Raw genomic sequence first — 19,098 nt, forward strand, 5'->3', positions numbered from 1 at the left:
TGGAATCGTTCTCCGGGATCTATTATATCATGTTAGAGCAGCTCGTCTTTCCTTTGAAAACGGATTTCAAAAACAGCACCGGGTTGATCATCCCGATTGTAGGCCTGGATGGTCCCTCCACTCCTTTCGATGATCGCCCGGGCTATGGCAAGACCGAGCCCCGTTTCCCCTTCTTTCCCCTTGATAAACCGCTCAAACATCTGCGGGAGAAGTTCCTCAGGAATCCCTGTTCCATCGTCTTTAATCCTGACCTTCATCTGTTCCGCTGCTGTTTCGATATCGACAGCCACGTGATGAGTCCCGTGACGGACAGCATTACTTAATATGTTGATGATCGCCTGTAGTATACGCTCTCCATCTACAAAGGAATAGAAAGAGGGGCCGCCATTCAGATCAATCGTCATTTCCTTATCATTTGCAAGCGGGATCAGTCTGTCCCTCGCCTGGATGACCACTTCCGTGATATCTGTCTGCTCAGGGTGGTAGACGTCTTCACTGCTGTCGAGCTTGGCAAGCAGAATCATTTCATTGACGATTTTTTTCAAACGTTCCGTTTCACTGACCATGACGGTCAGCCCCTTTTCTGCAGCCTCTCCCTGGAATATACCGTCCCGTATCCCTTCTGCGTATCCTTGTATCGACATAAGCGGCGTTTTCAACTCATGGGATGCATTTTGGAAAAACTGTTTCTGAGAATGAATGTACCGGGCAAGTTCAGCAGCCATGTGACGCACGCTCTGCTCGACTTCTTTGATTTCCCCTGAAGCCTGGACCTGTTTGACATCATCAAACCGGCGTTTTTCAATCTTTTTCACTTCCTGCTTCAGCTTCGTCAACGGCGTAACAAGCCGCCACGTTAATATATAACTGACGATCAGAGCAAGGAGAAGCCCGATTAAGAAGACCATAATCATCCGGATGGCAAATACAGACTGGACCGCCTGCAGGTCATTTAACGGTGTAGCCATCACGAGAATCTGGCTGTTCCCGGCGTTGACCGGAAAATCATAAACCACATACTTTTCCCCGTCACTCTCCCACACTTCTTCTCCTTCCAGTTCTTCTTCATACCGCTCCATCCAGGAGGCAGCAATAGAAGCGGGCATTGTACGAAAAAGGATTTCACCATTTTCGCTGTCGAACAACAAAATGGGATAATTGCGGTCCTGAATCAACTGCGATAACTCCGGGGTGCGGTCGGCATCCTGATCATTGATCAAGTCGATCAGGAGTTCCGCCCTCCCTTTCAACTGGCGCTGTTCATCCTGAATGAGCATATCCATTAAGAGGGAATAAACGAAAAAAGCGGTAATGGACATCACAATAATAATCAACGCCGTAAAAGCGGCATTTAGTTGATAGAGCAGTTTCATGAGGACTGGTCCCTTAACCTGTATCCATGACCCCAGACCGTCTCAATCGGGAGTTCCCTGATCTTCTTGCGTAATCGCTTGACCAGATCATCGACGGCTCTGTCACTGCCATAATAATCATCACCCCATACCTTAATGAGAAGCTCTTCTCTGGAAAAAGCCCGATTTTCCTGGGAAGCCAGAATTCGGAGCAGTTCAAATTCCTTGGTCGTTACTTCCACTTCCACCCCTTTGAAATAGGCCCGCCTTTCTGCTTCACTCAATTCAAGATCGCCGGCTTTGATTACATCAAGCTCCTCTTCAGAAAGAGGCTTCATCGCCTCCCACCGTTTCAAGTGTCGCTTCACCCTGGCGACCAGCTCCCGCGGGCTGAACGGTTTCGTTAAGTAATCGTCCCCTCCCAGTTCAAGTCCAAGGATTTTATCGATTTCATCATCTTTAGCTGAAATGATGATAATAGGGACCTCTGATGTCAGACGGATTTTCTTACAGAACTCATATCCGTCCATTCCCGGCAGCATGATATCCAGAACCCAGAGATCCGGAGAAGACTCCTCGAATATCCCCCAGGCCTCCTCCGCTGTTTCCACGCTGGTCACTTGATAGCCTTCTTTCTTCAGGTAGGCTTCTACTATATCTCTGATGTTTGGATCATCTTCCACCAATCCAATGAGTCGATTCATCATGTTTCCTCCTGGTTTTTTCTTTTATTCTCTCACATTTTCGAAACTTCCTCTTCCATTACACACTTTTTACACATTTTCTCCAAAGTCATTCCATAAGTCATTCCTATAATAAAAAGTGTCAGAGGGAAACACCAAAGACATACCAGCAAATCTTCAAGAAAGGGGCAGCCGTTACTCTATGTTGGATGATGAGAAGAACGTACATCGAAAACAGTATAAACGGTCAGGCATCGCCTTCAGCGTCCTGGGCGCCATCATTGCTGTTTTCATCGTAACGACCGTATTTCAATGGAAAGGGATTTCTATTGAAATCAACACGGAAGAGCCGACAGCGCAGGCGGATGAAGTGAATATCGGACAGAACCAGGAAGATGTCACTCAAGCTGTGAACGAGGTATCGCCGGCTGTCGTTGGTATAAGCAACATTCAAAGTTCAGCTCAGGGAACACAACAGGCCGGCACAGGTTCCGGGGTCATTTACAAAGAAGAAGGTGATCAGGCATTTGTCGTCACCAACCATCATGTTATTGAGAATGCTTCAGCCCTTGAAGTCATCCTTAGTGATGGGACCAAAGTAGAAGCCGAATTAAAAGGCAGCGACCCATTGACAGACCTGGCCGTTTTACAAATAGATAGCGAACATGTCGAGAAAGTTGCTGATTTAGGAAATGCCGATGACGTAGAGATCGGCCAGACAGCCATAGCGATCGGCAACCCGCTGGGCATGGAGTTCGCAGGCTCTGCCACCAAAGGAATCATCAGTGGATTGAACCGGAACATCCCGGTGGATATCAACGGTGACCAGCAGGCCGACTGGCAGACCGAAGTCATACAGACAGATGCAGCCATTAATCCGGGCAACAGTGGTGGTGCGCTGATTAACCTTCAAGGTGAAGTCATTGGTATCAACTCTATGAAAATCGCCCAGGCCGAAGTCGAAGGTATTGGCTTTTCGATTCCTATGAACGCAGCCAAGCCTGTGATTGAAGACTTAGAGACCAACGGCGAAGTACAACGCCCTTATATGGGAGTTTCCCTGCAGGATGTAAGCCAGATCCCTAATCCTGTTCTGGAAAGTGAACTGGGTTTACCAGCTGACATCACCCATGGCGTCCTAGTCCAGGGTGTCGAGGAAGGTTCGCCTGCTCAGGAAGCAGGACTGGAACGTTACGATGTCATCACCGCCATCGACGGAAATAAAGTAGACACACTCATCAGTCTACGGCAGTATCTCTACAACCAGTCACAGAACGGAGATACCGTAGAGCTTGAAGTGTACCGGGACGGGAACCCAACCACCGTCCAACTCACACTGACCTCTCAGTAAGTATTGAACAGATATGAAGAATACGGATACGAACAGGAAGTAAGTGGAACAGTCAGGCTTCGTCCACCGGACCCCAACCCCTATGCCGACGGACAAGAAGGCCTTTCCTGTTTCTACAGCCAGTCAAAGTAAAGTGGAGTCCCGGCTTCTCCTAAAGACTAACCTCCTTTTTGAGAACCGGGGCAGTTAAAGAAACGACAGATCGACCGGTGTCATCAAACAGCTGAGATCCCCCCCTCCTATCCTGTTTGTTTGATGCCTGCCGCTCCGTCCTTTCTATGATCGAAGTAAAACCAAATCAACCTCTCTCAAAAAACCCCTGCACACCGTGTGCAGGGGTTTTTTTCAGATATAACGGAGAGGGAACATTGTGTTTTTCCAATACCTTCAGAAACGGAAACTTTTCCAAAGTCAAAAAAAGCGAACCTTTTGATGCTTGGAAAGCCGCCGTTCCTGCAAACGAACGTTTTTTTGGTTTTGTATCCTGTGAATTAAAAATCTTATAATGAAAATGTTCTTTCGCGGCGACGATTTTTCCATCCGAAGGGAGATAACCTTATCTTAAATAAAATCCCGATGCCCACGGCAGGCTTCCATCGTTAAGCGGAACGTGACCAGTCATAAGATATATGAGCACGATAAATCCTATATTTACAGTCTAAAAACCCCTGCCTGTGACCGGCAGGGGTTTTTACATTATAAGATCGGCGACAACAGCCGGGAGATCGCTTCTTTAAAACGAATCCACGTTGACCTTGATTGATAAAGAGGCAGGGTAAGTTGAGTAGAATCCATGATATCTTCATGAAAACGGTCGGACAGTTCTGTCGCTGCGTCAGGATGATACAGAAATGCATTGACTTCAAAATTCAGCCGGAAGCTGCGCACATCAATATTGGCCGTCCCGACGGAAGCGATTTTATCGTCTACGACAATCGTTTTGGCATGGAGGAATCCTTTTTGATAAATATAAACCGTGGCCCCCGCCTTCAACATATCACCGATATTCGAATACGTCGCCCAGTAGACAAAAGGGTGATCCGGTTTGTTCGGAATCATAATCCGGACATCCACGCCTGAAAGAACGGCGACACGAAGGGCATCAAGGAGACTGTCATCCGGAATAAAGTACGGAGTCTGGATATACACGTATTTTTTCGCCGATAAGATCATCTTCAAATAGCCGTGTTTGATCTGCTCCCATTCCGAGTCAGGCCCGCTTGAAACAATCTGCATGGCGACATCACCCTTCGGCTCTGCCTTGTAGTAGCGTTCTTCATAAACAATATCCCTGCGTGAGGCATGGTTCCAATCAAGGATGAAACGCGTCTGCATATTGTTCACAGCTTCCCCCTCCACACGGAGATGGGTATCCCGCCAATAGCCGAAACGTTTATTGAACCCGAGGTATTCATCACCAATATTGAACCCGCCCGTATAGCCGATTTTTCCATCAATGATGGCAAGTTTCCTATGGTTGCGGTAATTAATCTTTAAATTGACCTTCGGTATAAAGGATGGAAAAAAAGACTCCACCTGAATACCGGCCTGCTTCATCTTCTTCAGGTAGCCTTTCTTCAAAAGCCTTGAGCCCATATCGTCATAGAGAAGCTTTACTTCAAGACCGGCTTGAGCCTTTCGGATCAAGGCGTCTGCGAGACGTTGGCCCAGATTATCATCCCGGAGGATATAATACAGCAGATGAATGTGATCCTCTGCCTGTTCAATATCTTCAAGAAGGGCCTGGAATTTCTTCTGTCCATCCGTAAAGATCTGGACGGCATTGTTCTGGGAAAGGAGGGCATCGTTATTTTTAAGATGCATGTAAATAAGATCTTCATAAGGAATAATATCTTTATGCTGGACTTCCAGATGCCCTTCCTTTATAGCCGTCAACTGCTCCTGAACAGCTGTAAGGAGGCCCAGCCGGCTTTTTTTATCCCATGTGAAGATTTCTTTCCGGTTCAGGCGCCTCCCGAAAATCAGGTACAGCAGGAAGCCTGCAATAGGAATGAATAAAAGCACCATGAGCCAGGCCCACGTCGCACTGGCATCCCTCCGCTCAAGGAAAATGATCGCCAGGGCCAGCAGGACGTTTAATCCAAGAATAATACTTAATAAGATCGGAAATATGTCTACCATGTACACACCTGCCTTTAATGAACACCATTTCTCTCAATATATCATATTCTTCGTCTCATCCAGGTTTGTAAAGGAATGAAATCATCTAAAAAATACCATAAAAAAAGACAGGCGCTTCTTATGATGCCTGTCTCCTGCACGTCTATCCCTGATATTCCAGGAGGATCCCTGCTTCCTTAAGAGCCTGCTCTGCTTCATCAAGAGCTTCTCTGCTCTCTGCAGCGATTGTATGAGTATGGATGCCGCCCGTAAGCTCGAGTAGGAAAGGAGCATTGGTGGAACGGACTTTTTCGATGAATTTTTTCACATCCCGGCGGTTTGAGATTTGAAGTCGTGCGGTCAGATCACCATAAACCGGGTGCTCTACCACAACGTCGCGGACGTGGACGCCGTGATCGACCAGTATATTCAATTCATCTTCCGTCTCACTGCCTTCGTGACGGCAGACAATCGTCCGTTGGTAAGCCAGATCTTCCTTAGCCTCTGACATATACATATAGCCCTGACTGGTAGCGACAATCGGTTCGTTCCCCGCTTTTAACAGAGAGACGTCACCGACGATCACCTGCCTTGTTACATTCATTTCTTCAGCCAGAGCACTTCCTGTAATTGGTACCCCCCGCTGTTTCAGGAGGGTGAGGATGTACTCCCGCCTTTCATTTGCTTTCATTTTCTTAGAAGATTGACTCATAGACATGACCCCTTCGTGCAAATTACGTACCCCTATCTTACCATAATAAGACAATGTTCAGGAAGCTTGGCAGGGAGTCACCCCTGCTCAAGCGTCCACCCTGACAGATTCCACTTTTCGATCGAGAAGGTACTTTCCCCAAGAGAAGTAAACAAAATATGCTCTTCCTCCGGCTGCGGGAAAATCCGGGATGTGAAGACCTCCTCGCCTCCGTTCACGAAAATTTCCAGGCTTGATGTGTCCGCGAAGATTCTCAAGCTGTTCAACGGCTGCTCCAGACGGACTCTCCGGAATTCTGTTTTCGAATGCTCGTCCAGACGGGGGCGTGACAAAGTCAAAACGCCTTTCCGATAGCTGAGAGAAGCATATTGATAGAATTCCAGCGCAAACTGATCCCCGAGCTTTTCAAATTCAAGATTCAGTTCGATAGACCGTCCCTCTACTCCTCTGACAGCTTTCTGGTCATTCTCTATGGTGATGGATGAATGCAGAAGGACCGGTCCCCTCATTGCCTGCAGCTCCTCCGCGGGGGACTGCATCAGCCGGCCGTCCTTCCATGTCAATTCTCTTGGAAGTGTAAGAGCATGTATCCAATGGTTGGCGGTCGTCGGATGAGCCTCTTCCTCTTGATCCGGAACGCCCATCCATCCTATAAGCAGACGTCTTCCCTGCTCATCCTCCATCGTCTGGGGCGCATAAAACTCAAAGCCCCGGTCAAGCTCCCGAAAAGCTCCATGATCAAAGCTTCCTGTATCATAATCCAGTGTTCCCGTGAAAAATCCGCTTTGATAAGTGTTGGCGTAGTCCATACCATCCGGTTCAAGCCCCTGTGGAGAAACAATCAATACATCCCGGCCGTTCAAAGGAAAGAGATCCGGGCACTCCCACATATAACCGAATGCTTTCAGCGGCCCTCGGAAACTCCCTGCGGCAGGGCCGATAAACTCCCAGTTTTCCAGGTCCTGTGATTGATACAAAAGGACCTGCCCCTGCTTGTCCATCGTCTGCGCCCCGACAATCATGTACCAGTTCCCTTCATGATGCCACACTTTCGGATCACGGAAATGGCTCGTATACCCTTCAGGACGCTCGATGACGACACCCTTTTTCTTAAAGTTTATCCCATCAACCGAAACAGCGGCACACTGATACTCTTCTTCAGGACCTGTGTCTCCATCTAGATTTCCCGTATAGAAAAGATGGAGTTGATCATCGGCAACGACAGCACTTCCTGAGAACGCTCCGTCCTTATCAAACCATTCAGATGGTGTCAGCGCCGGCGTTTGCTCGGTCCAGTGAATCAAATCCTCCGAGGTCCGATGCCCCCAGAACTTGGCTCCATGGCCTGTATGAAAAGGCAGCCACTGATAAAACAAGTGATAGGTCCCGTTCCACTGAATCCATCCGTTCGGATCATTCATCAATCCTGTTGGAGGCATATGATGGTATGTGAGGCGGTAGGGATCCGCTTCAACGCTGCCTTGGTTTTTACGTATTTCTGCTTCTGCCAGTTCCCTCAGTTCCTCATCTCGATCAGCCAATGTCATCCCCCTTTATGTATAAATACCTGATTCTTTCCACCTATTATATAGCGTTTCCTGTCTGTTTTCCATTGGTACACGGGCAGATATCTAAGATTCCTTCCCCTCCGGAAAACTCCACTGACTCCTACATGCATCATAAAAAAGAGAAAAGCCTAAAACACAAAGGCATTTTAGGCTTCTTCTATTTACTTCGTCGTTAAGACAGCCACCGTGGACTGACCCGCTTCCGCATGATCACTATAGGATGGTTCAAAAGAGTCCACGATATCGTCATAGTTGGTAATGATGACAGGCGTAATCGTGCTCTTCGCTTTTTCCTTAACAAGGTCCATATCAAAGGTGATCAAATGATCTCCAGCCTTCACCTGGTCTCCGGCTTTTACGTGGCCTTCGAATCCTTCGCCTTCCATAGATACCGTTTCAAGACCGATGTGGACAAGGACTTCCACGCCGGATTTCGTTTTGATTCCTACGGCATGGTTGGTTGGGAACAGTTGAACGATTTCTCCGGATACAGGACTGACTACTTTTCCGTCTGCGGGTTCAATAGCAACGCCATCGCCCATCATACGCTGACTGAATACAGGATCATCCACTTCATCAAGAGCGACTACTTTTCCGCTGACAGGAGCAGTCAGCTGCTCTTCTTCATTTTTTTTACCGAATAATTTTTTAAACATACGGCACCGTCCTTTATGAATGTAAGAATGTTAAAGATAGATTCACGGTTGTTCATGAAGCTACTTTTACTTTTCCCTGCACCGAAAAGGATAAACGCTGAACAAAACAAAAAGCCGGACAAGTGTCACGGCTTTGACGCGTTAATCAACTTCCGAGAGGGACTGATATAAATCATACCAAATATCGTCCACGGCTTCGAGTCCGACGGATATACGGATGAGCGATTCATGAATGCCCATAGCGTTCCGCTGCTCTTCAGGAACGACTGCATGAGTCATGGAAGCAGGATGCTGGATCAATGTTTCGGCATCTCCCAGACTGACTGCAATCTTAATGAGGTCCAGCCGGTTGATGAACCGCTCCGCTTCCTCCCGTCCGCCGTTCAATTCAAATGCAATGACTCCCCCTCCGGTCTTCATTTGATTCTGCACGACAGCCCCCTGCCTGTCATCTTGAAAACCCGGGTAATACACGTTCTTCACTTTCGGATGACGCATCAGGCGGGCGGCTATTTCTGACGCATTGGCACTATGACGGTCCATCCGGAGGTGCATCGTTTTCATACCTCTGATTAACAGCCAGGCATCAAAAGGAGATAAAATCCCTCCGATATCCTTCTGTTGGGAAGAAGCCAGTTTTTCCATGAATGAATGACTGCCTACGACGACACCCGCCACCACATCGCCGTGTCCTCCTATATATTTCGTGGCACTGTGAACAACAACGTCGCATCCAAGATCGAGCGGCCGCTGCAGATAGGGCGTGCAGAACGTATTATCAACAACCACAGGAGCGCCTGTCGAAGAGGCTGTCCGGGACACCATTTCCAAGTCGATGACTTTCATCGTTGGATTAATCGGCGTTTCTACGAAAATACAGGCCGTCCGATCCGTCATGGTCTGCTTCAATTCCTCTGCGGTCTCCATGGAGCAGAAATCATGAGTGATTCCATATTTCTCTTCCATCATCTTCAGCAGACCATACGTACATCCATAAAGCCCATTGGAGCAGACAATGTGGTCACCGGCTTTCGTAAGTGCAATAAGGACAGCCGAAACCGCTGCCATACCGGATGCAAAAGCCAGTCCTTTTTCCCCACCTTCCAGAGCAGCCATTCTTTCTTCAAACTGGGCGACGGTTGGATTTCCCAGCCTTGAATAAATGTATCCCTCCTCCTCACCAGCAAACCTCCGCGCTCCTTCCTGCGCAGAAGCAAACGAAAACGTGGAGGTTTGATAGATCGGGGTGGTCAGACTTCCCGTTTCATTATTTTTACATGACTCATTGTGGATCATCTTTGTTTCCATATGTTTCTTTCTCATATCCCTTCCCCTTCCTTCATTGTAAGCGTTTGCATTAATAGTTTATCAAAAAAAGAGGGAAAAGGCTCCCCCTTTATCTACTATATTCATTTCACATGCTCTCGTTCTTCCACGCTGTCTCTGCTCCGATATTCCTGGATATGTCAGGTGAAAACTTATATTCAGGTCAAATACATGATTTGGTATGAAAAGGAAACACTGAGAGAAAATCACCTTTGAGGAGGGTTACTATGACACAGTACGAACATTGGACACAACCTGAACCTTTATGGAGGGAAGACACTTCCTTGTCTTCCTATGAACCGTTAAAAGAAGATACATCTGCGGAAGTCGCTGTTATCGGTGGTGGAATTACCGGAATAACGACGGCATACCTGCTGGCGAAAACCGGCCGAAAAGTCGTCCTGCTTGAAGAAGATCGATTAATCAACGGCACATCCGGGCATACAACAGCCAAAGTCACCGCTCAGCACGGATTGATTTATCACGAGCTGATTAAGCACTTTGGTGAAGAACAAGCCTCCCTCTATTACCAGGCTCAGACGAAGGCTCTCCATACCATGAAAGAGTGGGTGGATAAGTACAACATTTCCTGTGACTGGGCGCAGGAAGACGCCTGTTTATTCGCAACCACCCGTAAAGGCTCCTTAAAGCTGGAAAAGGAGTACGAGGCCTATGAAAAACTGGACATCCCCGGGGGTACCGGTCATGCACTCCCTTTCAGCCTGGATGCTGAAAAAACACTGCACATGAAAGATCAGGCACGGTTCCATCCTGTGAAATATTTAAAGGCACTCGCCGAAGAATTTGTAAATCTCGGCGGAGAGATTTACGAACAGACGAAAGCGGTCGATGTCACTGAAAAAGACCGGCTTGAAGTGAAAACAGGCAGCGGACACACCGTCTCTTGTGAGAAATTGGTATCCTGCAGCCATTTCCCTTTTTATGATGGAAAAGGCCTCTACTTTTCCCGGATGTATGCTGAGAGATCCTATGTGATCGCTGTCGAACCGGAACAGGAAGTCCCTGAAGGCATGTACCTTTCTATCGATGAACCGAAGCGCTCCATCCGAACGGCCGATTACGACGGAAAAAAAGTGCTGATCATTGGCGGGGAAAGCCATAAAACCGGACAGGGTGTCGATACAAGCTTCCACTACCGGGCACTCGAAGAATTTGCTGCCGTGACGTTCGGCGTCAGGAAGAAGCTTTTCCAATGGTCGGCTCAGGATTTAACGACGCTTGATAAAGTCCCCTATATCGGGCCGATTACTCGAAGAAATGACCGGATTTTCATCGCGACCGGATTCCGCAAATGGGGGATGACAAATGGGACACTGGCTGCCCAGCTGATCACCGAATATGTATGTGGGGAAACGTCGTTGTTCCATGACCTTTTCAAACCTTCCCGGTTCAAGTCAGATCCGAGTATGAAACAGTTCATATCCCAGAATTTCGATGTAGCCTCCCACCTTGTGGAAGGAAAAGTCGAACTGGTGGAGGATACACCGAATCGTTTACAGAAAGGCGAAGGAATGGTCGTGCAATGGAAAGGGCAGCGGGCCGGTGCCTTTCGGGATGATGATGGACAGCTGCACGTCGTGGATACGACCTGTACACACCTCGGATGTGAGGTGGAATGGAACAGTGCGGAGCATTCATGGGACTGTCCCTGCCATGGCTCCCGCTTTTCTTATGACGGATCAGTCATGGAAGGACCGGCAGATCAGCCGCTGCTGAAGATAGCAATTGATAACCAGACTGAACTCCCGTTTCAAAGCCTTGATGATCCCGATCAGCCACAAGACACTCCATAAACATAAAGCCTTGAAAAAAAGATGGGAATGAGGAAAAGCCGGAACGATGTTTCAGCATCGTTCCGGCTTTTCCTTTTCCACTTCATCCACACCCTCTTCTTCCCACACCCGCTTCCCCTATCGCCCCACTCCGGGTGTCAGCCATCTCCCTGGTAAAGGAATCCTAACAAATGGGTCCAGAGCTTTTCTTTCTATCCAGCTGCTTCTTTGGTGCTATAATGAATCGGACACACGTCTATCACCTTTCAAAAGAGAGGAGAACAGAGATGGAAAACGATCAAAAACCCGGGATCATCTATACAGCCGGAGCCTATATTCTCTGGGGGATTCTTCCGATCTACTGGAAGTGGATACAGGATATTTCCGCTTTTGAAATTCTTGCCCACCGTATCGTCTGGTCTTTTGTCTTCATGAGCTTGATTATTGTCGTTCTTCAAAAACAGCAGCCTTTTCTCAAAGAATGCCGAAGAATATTAAAGAATAAGCGGCAGATGATCGGAATAACCCTGGCTTCTGTGACCATCAGTATCAACTGGGTCACCTACATACTTGCCGTCAATACCGACCACGTGGTCGAAGCCAGCCTCGGCTATTACATCAACCCACTGGTGAGCATTCTGCTGGGCATGATTTTTCTTCAGGAACGCTTTTCGAAAGCCCAATGGCTCGCTTTTGCTCTCGCTGGTACAGGTGTCCTTTATATGACACTAAAGTTCGGTTCCGTCCCCTGGCTTGCTCTGCTGCTTGCCTTCAGCTTCGGTACATACGGTCTCTTGAAGAAGCTGGTACCGTTGAACGCGATGTTCGGCCTGACCATTGAGACCTTGATCGTCACACCAGCCGCCCTGTTCTTCCTGGTTCAGCAGCAGAGCGGGCCGTGGGCTTCTGTGAATTGGGGATCGCTTACAACACTCCTTGTATTCGGCGCAGGAGTCGTGACGGCTGTCCCGCTGCTTTTATTTTCTGCGGGCGCCAAACGGATTCCCCTCTCCATGGTCGGATTCCTACAGTATTTTGCCCCAACGATTATGCTGGTCATCGGTGTGTTCCTTTATGATGAACCATTCACATCGGTGCATGCTGTCGCTTTTACATTCATCTGGTCAGGACTTGCGGTTTACACGATGGCTCGTATGAAACGCATGAAGAAATATGAGCCGAAAGTCAGATAAAAGGGCGTTCTCATATAGAGAACGCCTTTGACAGTAGAAAAAGCCTGAGATAACCAGTTAGAGTTGTCCATTTGTCGTGTGAAGGGTCACTTTCCGCTTATCGGTGTATGAATGCCGCGGGCATCACCACCGAACGCTCCTCATGCCGACATTAGCATATATAGACGAGAGTTTGTGCCCTAAGCAGGATCGCAGATTCAAAAGAACGGCAGGGGCTGCGCTATGCCGCTTTCGTGGAAAAGAACAGACTCTGATAACGGCTGCCTGCCGGAATATGAAAAAGACTGCCCTCCATCCAGCAAGGGTGAGCGGGGTGAATAAGAGTCTTTGTCGATTTTAAAGAATCCCCAAGGAGCGGTCCCCCTTCCTCTCCTGCGGAAGAACGAGTGGGCCGAGATCACCGAGCGTGGTTTTCTGCGAGGAAGCTCGGGCGCTCGTCCGCGGAAAGGGAAGGGTCTTTCGCTCCTGGCGGTAAGAAAAAAAGCTTGTAAAGAAACAGGGGTTTCCCTACAAGCTGGGGCGTTCTCATATAGAGAACGCCCCAAGACCATCAGCATTTACTGCTGCCCGCATACTGTTATATCGTCACGTCCTGCTTATCGGTGAGCGCCTGCCGCTGGCGTCACCACCGACTACAAAAAAGGGAACCCTCAAAATTCATGAAAGTTCCTTTTACATATTTGATAAATTCAGCTAAAGCACCGAATAATGGAAGACCTGAATTCGTAATGCCTTCAACTTCTATTTTCTGAACGTTTCTTAGTAAAGAAATTTGATGAGAGCAGCATCAATAATCCTATGACCATCAAAGGGATTGAGGCAGCTTCCAATAAATATGGCGTATCATCAAGGCCGACAATCTCACTGAACGCAAATCCAGCGGCAAAAATCCATAATCCTAAGTAAACAAGCCATTTTCCTGGTGTCGTTTTACTCTTTGCAAACATCCACCTTCCCCTTTCTAATCTGCCGCTTTTTGAAGATCTACTCCTCAAAGTTTATGAGTCCTGCACTGAAAAGGAGTCCGCCTTCCATTCCATCCAATCTACACCTTGTGGGAATTATATCCATACAATCAAATATCAGCACGTGACAAAGCCATGAACTAAAAAAAGAAGACGTTCTATTTACGAGAACGCCTCTCTTTTTATGCTGCAAATTCATAGAATAAGCGGACCACTTTCCCTTTATGCTCTGTTTCTACCAGCGCAGATGGGCTGCGGCATCTTTTCCAGATAGATAAGCACTTTCGAAACGAGTACGTCCTGCTTCATCATTCGGCCGGAGAAATGCGTCTCCTCCAACGATGAGTCTCCCGTCTCCACTCACATCAAGACAGGATTCCTTCATAACCTTCTTCGCCTGGGCGTACCGCCAGCGCTTCAGCTGCTCCGACTCAAGGTCGTCCCATGGAAGATAGGCCTCTGCCTTTTCCTTCACCAGGGACATCACATAATCTTCCCCGTAGTACTTTCTTGACCAGTCTCCTGTCATATAGACACTGACGATCACATCTTCGGAGATGCCTTTTTTGCTGTGATCGACGATACGCTCCACACCTTCCGGAAGTTCTTGATCCAGATGGCCGTGGCCGGGAAGTTCCGTCGGTTTGTTAAATTCAAACAAACCAACATATGTCGGTTCAAATAAAATTCCTTTCAACTGTTTTTTCACAGGTTCAGGCATGCTCACCGTACTATTTCTGAAAAGTTCCAGTACCTGCGGAGCAGGCATCGTCAAATACAAGCTGTCCGTCTGCCATTCGGAACCATCCGCCCCGTACACCCGGTACCCTCCATCGTTTTCCAGCAGCTTTTCAATTCTTGTTTCCAGTAATGTCGGAATACCATCGGCAAGCTGCTTGGCAAGACCGTTCATTCCGTCTACAGCCGTATACCGCGGATGATCATCCCCGAACCATTCCCTTACCCATCCTGCATCCAGCCATTCCTGGACTTCTTCAGCCAGTTCTTCTGAGCGGACCGTGAAAAACTGCGCCCCATGGTCGGCTCTGCCGCCGGCAATCCGGCGTGTCGCCAGGCGTCCACCGACACTTTTTCCTTTATCAACAAGCAGGATATTCGACCTCCCCTGCTTCATCAGACGGCGGGCAGCTGTTATTCCTGCAAGACCCGCACCGATAATGGTCACTTCATAATGTTCCATCCTTTACCCTCTCCTTATCTTGTGCTTCCTAACTTATAAAAAAGCACATGCATCCGTACTATATCCTTTCGACTTCCAGGACCTCATCAAGTATGGGATAGACCGCCTCGACCCCTTCTTCTGCCACCAGGCAGGCGACGCCAAGCGGCGTTTCCCAGAAGGTTTCAGGAACGGCCGGATTCTTTAAACCAGCCGGCTGATACAAAGAACGGTAGATCCGATCCAGATGTCCCCTCGTTTCCTCTGCTTCTTTCGGTTTCTCCCCCCGGGCGACTAAAAAGACCCAGCGCATCGATTGAAACAAATTATCTCCCGGCATAAATGTGTATTCTTTAAAAAACTTCAATTGTTTCTCAGCTTTTTCTGTCAGACCTGTCTCTACGTCAAGATCGTCCAGATGGCCATGCAGATGGCGGTACACCATTTGAAAGATCCTTCTTTTTTCGTCCTGCATCACTTTATCCGTGTAAATTTCCTGCAGCTTATCGAAAGCCGATGCTTTTGACCATTCCATCTTCTCATCACCTCTCTGTACCATTTCGCCCTTAAAGGAAGTTAATCCTTCCTAAAACCGAAGGAGGAGGCTTCCCATTCCACCGATTGATAGAAAAGAGGAAAGTCTTTGGTGTCTTCCTTTAAATGCCTGCCCAGGTGAGGCATGAGCTTATTCCAGGCCATGGGATTGGCAGCAATGGTTTGAAACAATGCCATTTCATTGCTGGTCCATTTCCGGAGTGAATGAATGTAATCCAAGGTCAGCTGAAACCCAGGCAGCAGCTGCTCATCTCTTTGCTTTTGAAAACGATCCAGGGCCGTTTTCCAATCGACTCCCTCATCCATCTGCTGAAAGGCATCAGCCAGCAGAAAAGACTGCAGAAACGCATCATTGATGCCAAGTCCCGTACTGGGGTCTTTGCTGTGACCGGCATCTCCAAGAAGAACCCATCCCTCTCCATAAGCATTCCTGAAAAAGTTCGGCATTCCGGGGGTTCCGATGATCTTCCCCTGCAGAGAAGCCTGCTTTAATCGCTGTTTCATGCCATAAAATTGATTAAACGTTTGTTCAAACGTGTCTTTCGGTGCTTTCATCATGGACGCAAACTCTTCGGGATGGATTTCAATCCCCAGACAGTCCCGGTTTTTCTCCATCGGAAAGACAAAGCCGATCCGCCCCTCATGCAGAAAGATTTCCGTTACAGGTTCGCGCAGCGGCTCCACGCCTGTGTAATAGCCGTACAGGACAGGCCGGAGCGGTTTTGTTTCTCTATATTTCTGCGCTCCTGCCCAGGCAGCGATGTTCGAATTTTTCCCATCCGCTCCAGCCACCCATTCGGAATAAGCCGTACACGCCCGGCCTTCCGTCTCAAGGTGAAGACCAATGACGCGTCCTCCCTCCTTCATGAGTCCTCTCGCTGATGTCCGGGGCATAAACGTAACCGTATCCAGGGCTTCGGCCTGCTCAATGAGCATGGCGTCCAGCACATCCCGTTTCGGAATGATCGTATAAGCGGGCCTCGGACCTTCCATAAAGCTTTGACCGATATACGTCCGCATCCGGGTGACTTTTCTCAAACCGGTCTCTTCCAATGGTTGAAGAATACCCAGCTCCTCCAAGAAGCGTGTGTGCGACATAAAGTGAGTGGACAGTGTGTCACTCGGAAAATCGGCTTTATCAACGAGAAGCACGCGCTTCCCCATCCTTCCCAGCAAAACAGCCAGACTCGCTCCAGCTGCTCTGGCCCCTGTGATGATGATGTCGTATGTGTGATTCATTCTGCTCCTTCCTTTCTCTCTCAACCTGTGTCTCATCATAATCGGTTTTCCTAAAAAAAACTACAGCACCGGATGGATGGTTGAAGGAAGGCATAAAAAAATCCCCTGGACGGGGATTTTCTTAAAAGGTACGTTCTTCTTCAACTTCGTGATTCTGATCCAGAATGTACAAGCGGCTCGGTTTATTCTGCTGGGCGATTTCTTCTGCCTTTTCTACAGCTGTGTCACGCTCGTCGTACATATCTGTCGGAGCCACATCCTCAATTTTTACAAACCAACCGGTTACATCTTTATTAGGTACTACACTATATTCCTTCATGAAAACATCTCCTTCATCATAGACTTAGTTATCCATTCCCGCACGTTTCCAGATTTAAACGCCCGGCTTACAAGCTGGGAATTGACAAGAGAGCAGGACCCCTTTATAATTTCAAACAAGTCAGATAAATTAAATATTGAAAACTCTTATCGAGAGCGGCAGAGGGACTAGGCCCTGAGACGCCCGGCAACCTTCAAGAAAAACTTGAAAAGGTGCTACATCCTACAGATCAGATGATCTGAAAGATAAGGGGAGGTAAACATACATAAAAAACCCTCTTCTTACTTACAGAAGGGGGTTTTTCTTATTCCCTCTACTCCAAGTATCGGGATGTCCCAGCAATTCTAAGGAGGAATTATTAAATGACCAACTCAAATCATGTGTACAGAGACGAAACGCAGCTGCTTCACGGAGGACAGGAAGCCGATCCAGCGACGGGTTCACGTGCGGTTCCCATCTACCAGACGACCTCGTATGTATTTAATGATACGGACCATGCCCAGAATCTTTTTGCACTTGCCGAACCGGGCAATATTTATTCAAGAATTACAAACCCGACCGTCGATGTATTTGAACAGCGTGTAGCACTCCTTGAAGACGGGGCGGCAGCTGTAGCCACTGCTTCCGGGATGGCGGCCATCACAATGGCGGTTCTAAACGTTGCCGGATCCGGTGATACCATCATCACTTCATCCAACCTGTATGGAGGCACGTATAACTTATTCGTCCACACCCTTCCCCGCTATGGCGTCCATGTCATTTTTGTAGATGGGAACGATCCTAATGCCTTCGAGGAAGCCATTACACCTGAAACGAAAGCCATTTTCGCTGAAACCATCGGCAACCCGAGTCTGAATGTGCTGGATTTTGAAGCGGTGGCAGATATCGCCCACGCCCACCACATCCCGTTGATCGTCGACAACACCTTTGCTACACCTTATGTATGCAAACCGATTTCATGGGGAGCCGATATCGTCGTCCATTCCGCAACGAAGTGGATCGGCGGCCATGGAACAGCTATCGGGGGCATCGTTGTAGACAGCGGACGTTTTGACTGGAATCACGAAAAATTCCCAGGCTTTACGGAGCCTGATGAAAGTTATAACGGCATCCGTTTCGGTCTGGACGCAGGGCCTGCGGCATATGCCATTAAGCTGCGTGTCCAGCTGTTGAGGGACATTGGTGCGTGCCTGAGCCCGCAGAACGCCTTTCTGCTGCTGCAAGGGCTGGAAACACTCCACCTAAGGATTCAAAAGCATGCCGACCAGGCTCAGGAAATTGCCGAATACCTGCAGCGTCATGAAGGCGTGGAATGGGTCAATTATCCGGGTCTTCCTGACCACCCCACCCATGACCTGGCTGAGAAGTACTTGAAAGGCGGGGCCGGTTCCATGGTTGTTTTCGGGATCAAAGGCGGACGCGAGGCCGGTCGTAAATTGATTGACCATTCCACCCTCTGGTCTCATGTAGCCAATGTCGGAGATGCAAAATCATTAATTATCCATCCGGCCTCCACCACTCACCAGCAGTTGAATGATGAAAACTTGAAAAAGTCAGGGGTAACCGAAGAACTTGTCCGCCTTTCGGTCGGTCTGGAATCGACAGCGGATCTTATCAGCGACTTGGATCAAGCCATTGAAAAAGCGAATGGGTACAGCCTGCCTTATCAGGAACAGTCACATCCGGCTGAGGAAATCCTCCGTTCCTCTCTTGATCGGTCCAATGGAGAGCTCCGCAAAAAAACGATCGGCATCGTCCCTGAACAACAGGGAGGACTTCAGGAGGAAGCGGTCAAGCTGGAACGATTCGGCTTTGATGTGAAGACATTCTCGAGTATAGAAGAAGTCCTCGAGCAGAATAATACGGCTTTCGATGTACTGTACTTTGAAAGCCTCACGGAAAATCAAGCAAATTCAGTCCAGTCAGCCAGACCGGCGATCATCTGGTCCCGGGCCGCCTCTTCGTTGGAAAGTGAACGAATCCTATCCGGAGTCAGCCTTCACGAGGCTGTCGTGTCCATCCGTTCCGGACATAGTTTATCCCAAACGCTCATCACTGTATAATGGCCAGAAAGGAGAATGAAAG

Annotated in this window: 16 protein-coding genes and 1 riboswitch; of the genes, 4 read left to right on the plus strand and 12 right to left on the minus strand. The window is 48.4% G+C overall.

Translation table 11 applies throughout. The annotated features are described in order from the left end of the window. Window positions 1-32: 32 nt before the first annotated feature. Both GLV97_RS02435 and GLV97_RS02440 read right to left on the minus strand, forming a co-directional pair. The gene (locus tag GLV97_RS02435; RefSeq protein ID WP_160888898.1) at window positions 33-1,373 is read right to left on the minus strand and encodes a sensor histidine kinase; all 1,341 of its coding nucleotides are present in this window, start codon (window positions 1,371-1,373) and stop codon (window positions 33-35) included. Continuing rightward, complete coding sequence (locus GLV97_RS02440) at window positions 1,370-2,056, minus strand: response regulator transcription factor (RefSeq protein ID WP_160836973.1); 687 nt, start codon at window positions 2,054-2,056, stop codon at window positions 1,370-1,372. Before GLV97_RS02440 ends, GLV97_RS02435 begins: the two co-directional genes overlap by 4 nt. 181 nt (window positions 2,057-2,237) lie before the next feature. Here GLV97_RS02440 and GLV97_RS02445 point away from each other — a divergent pair, with 181 nt between their 5' ends. After that, the gene (locus tag GLV97_RS02445) at window positions 2,238-3,386 is read left to right on the plus strand and encodes a S1C family serine protease (protein WP_160836975.1); all 1,149 of its coding nucleotides are present in this window, start codon (window positions 2,238-2,240) and stop codon (window positions 3,384-3,386) included. 696 nt (window positions 3,387-4,082) lie between these two features. Here the strand turns inward: GLV97_RS02445 and cls are convergent. From cls to megL, 5 genes are all read right to left on the minus strand, one after another. Beyond that, window positions 4,083-5,528: a cardiolipin synthase gene (cls, locus tag GLV97_RS02450; protein WP_160836977.1), complete on the minus strand. Its 1,446-nt coding sequence runs from the start codon at window positions 5,526-5,528 to the stop codon at window positions 4,083-4,085. Between the two features lie 142 nt (window positions 5,529-5,670). Then, a complete protein-coding gene (locus GLV97_RS02455; protein ID WP_160840932.1) occupies window positions 5,671-6,219 on the minus strand; it encodes a transcription repressor NadR in 549 nt (182 codons plus the stop codon). 77 nt (window positions 6,220-6,296) lie between these two features. Beyond that, window positions 6,297-7,760 carry a glycoside hydrolase family 32 protein gene (locus GLV97_RS02460; RefSeq protein ID WP_237418545.1) on the minus strand — a complete coding sequence of 488 codons (1,464 nt, stop codon included), beginning with the start codon at window positions 7,758-7,760 and terminating at the stop codon, window positions 6,297-6,299. Between the two features lie 188 nt (window positions 7,761-7,948). Further along, entirely contained in the window at window positions 7,949-8,443 is a 495-nt protein-coding gene (locus GLV97_RS02465; RefSeq protein WP_160836983.1) for a PTS sugar transporter subunit IIA, read from the minus strand. 141 nt (window positions 8,444-8,584) lie between these two features. Next, window positions 8,585-9,766, minus strand: a complete 1,182-nt coding sequence (gene megL / locus GLV97_RS02470) for a methionine gamma-lyase (RefSeq protein WP_160888900.1) — start codon at window positions 9,764-9,766, stop codon at window positions 8,585-8,587. A gap of 230 nt (window positions 9,767-9,996) precedes the next feature. Here megL and GLV97_RS02475 point away from each other — a divergent pair, with 230 nt between their 5' ends. Both GLV97_RS02475 and rarD read left to right on the plus strand, forming a co-directional pair. Further along, window positions 9,997-11,583 (plus strand): FAD-dependent oxidoreductase, encoded by a 1,587-nt coding sequence (locus GLV97_RS02475; protein WP_160888901.1) that lies wholly within the window; start codon window positions 9,997-9,999, stop codon window positions 11,581-11,583. A 266-nt stretch (window positions 11,584-11,849) separates the two neighbouring features. Continuing rightward, on the plus strand, window positions 11,850-12,755 hold the full coding sequence (gene rarD, locus GLV97_RS02480) for an EamA family transporter RarD (RefSeq protein WP_160888902.1): 906 nt from the start codon (window positions 11,850-11,852) through the stop codon (window positions 12,753-12,755). 734 nt (window positions 12,756-13,489) lie between these two features. Here rarD and GLV97_RS02485 read toward each other — a convergent pair. The 5 genes from GLV97_RS02485 to GLV97_RS02505 form a co-directional block, all read right to left on the minus strand. Next, window positions 13,490-13,702, minus strand: a complete 213-nt coding sequence (locus GLV97_RS02485; RefSeq protein ID WP_160836991.1) for a hypothetical protein — start codon at window positions 13,700-13,702, stop codon at window positions 13,490-13,492. Window positions 13,703-13,955: 253 nt separating this feature from the next. Beyond that, window positions 13,956-14,921, minus strand: coding sequence for an NAD(P)/FAD-dependent oxidoreductase (locus GLV97_RS02490; protein ID WP_160836993.1), 966 nt, complete (start codon window positions 14,919-14,921; stop codon window positions 13,956-13,958). Window positions 14,922-14,979: 58 nt separating this feature from the next. Next, window positions 14,980-15,435: a hypothetical protein gene (locus GLV97_RS02495; RefSeq protein ID WP_160836995.1), complete on the minus strand. Its 456-nt coding sequence runs from the start codon at window positions 15,433-15,435 to the stop codon at window positions 14,980-14,982. A 41-nt stretch (window positions 15,436-15,476) separates the two neighbouring features. Continuing rightward, window positions 15,477-16,694, minus strand: a complete 1,218-nt coding sequence (locus tag GLV97_RS02500; protein ID WP_160888903.1) for an NAD(P)/FAD-dependent oxidoreductase — start codon at window positions 16,692-16,694, stop codon at window positions 15,477-15,479. Window positions 16,695-16,815: 121 nt separating this feature from the next. Beyond that, on the minus strand, window positions 16,816-17,013 hold the full coding sequence (locus GLV97_RS02505; protein ID WP_160836999.1) for a DUF2188 domain-containing protein: 198 nt from the start codon (window positions 17,011-17,013) through the stop codon (window positions 16,816-16,818). 143 nt (window positions 17,014-17,156) lie between these two features. Next, window positions 17,157-17,265: riboswitch (SAM riboswitch) on the plus strand. Window positions 17,266-17,375: 110 nt separating this feature from the next. Here GLV97_RS02505 and GLV97_RS02510 point away from each other — a divergent pair. Further along, complete coding sequence (locus tag GLV97_RS02510) at window positions 17,376-19,076, plus strand: O-acetylhomoserine aminocarboxypropyltransferase/cysteine synthase family protein (protein ID WP_160888904.1); 1,701 nt, start codon at window positions 17,376-17,378, stop codon at window positions 19,074-19,076. The last annotated feature ends 22 nt before the right edge of the window (window positions 19,077-19,098 follow it).

Origin of the sequence: Halobacillus litoralis, from assembly GCF_009856355.1 — a bacterium.
GTDB classification, from domain to species: Bacteria; Bacillota; Bacilli; order Bacillales; family Halobacillaceae; genus Halobacillus; species Halobacillus litoralis_B.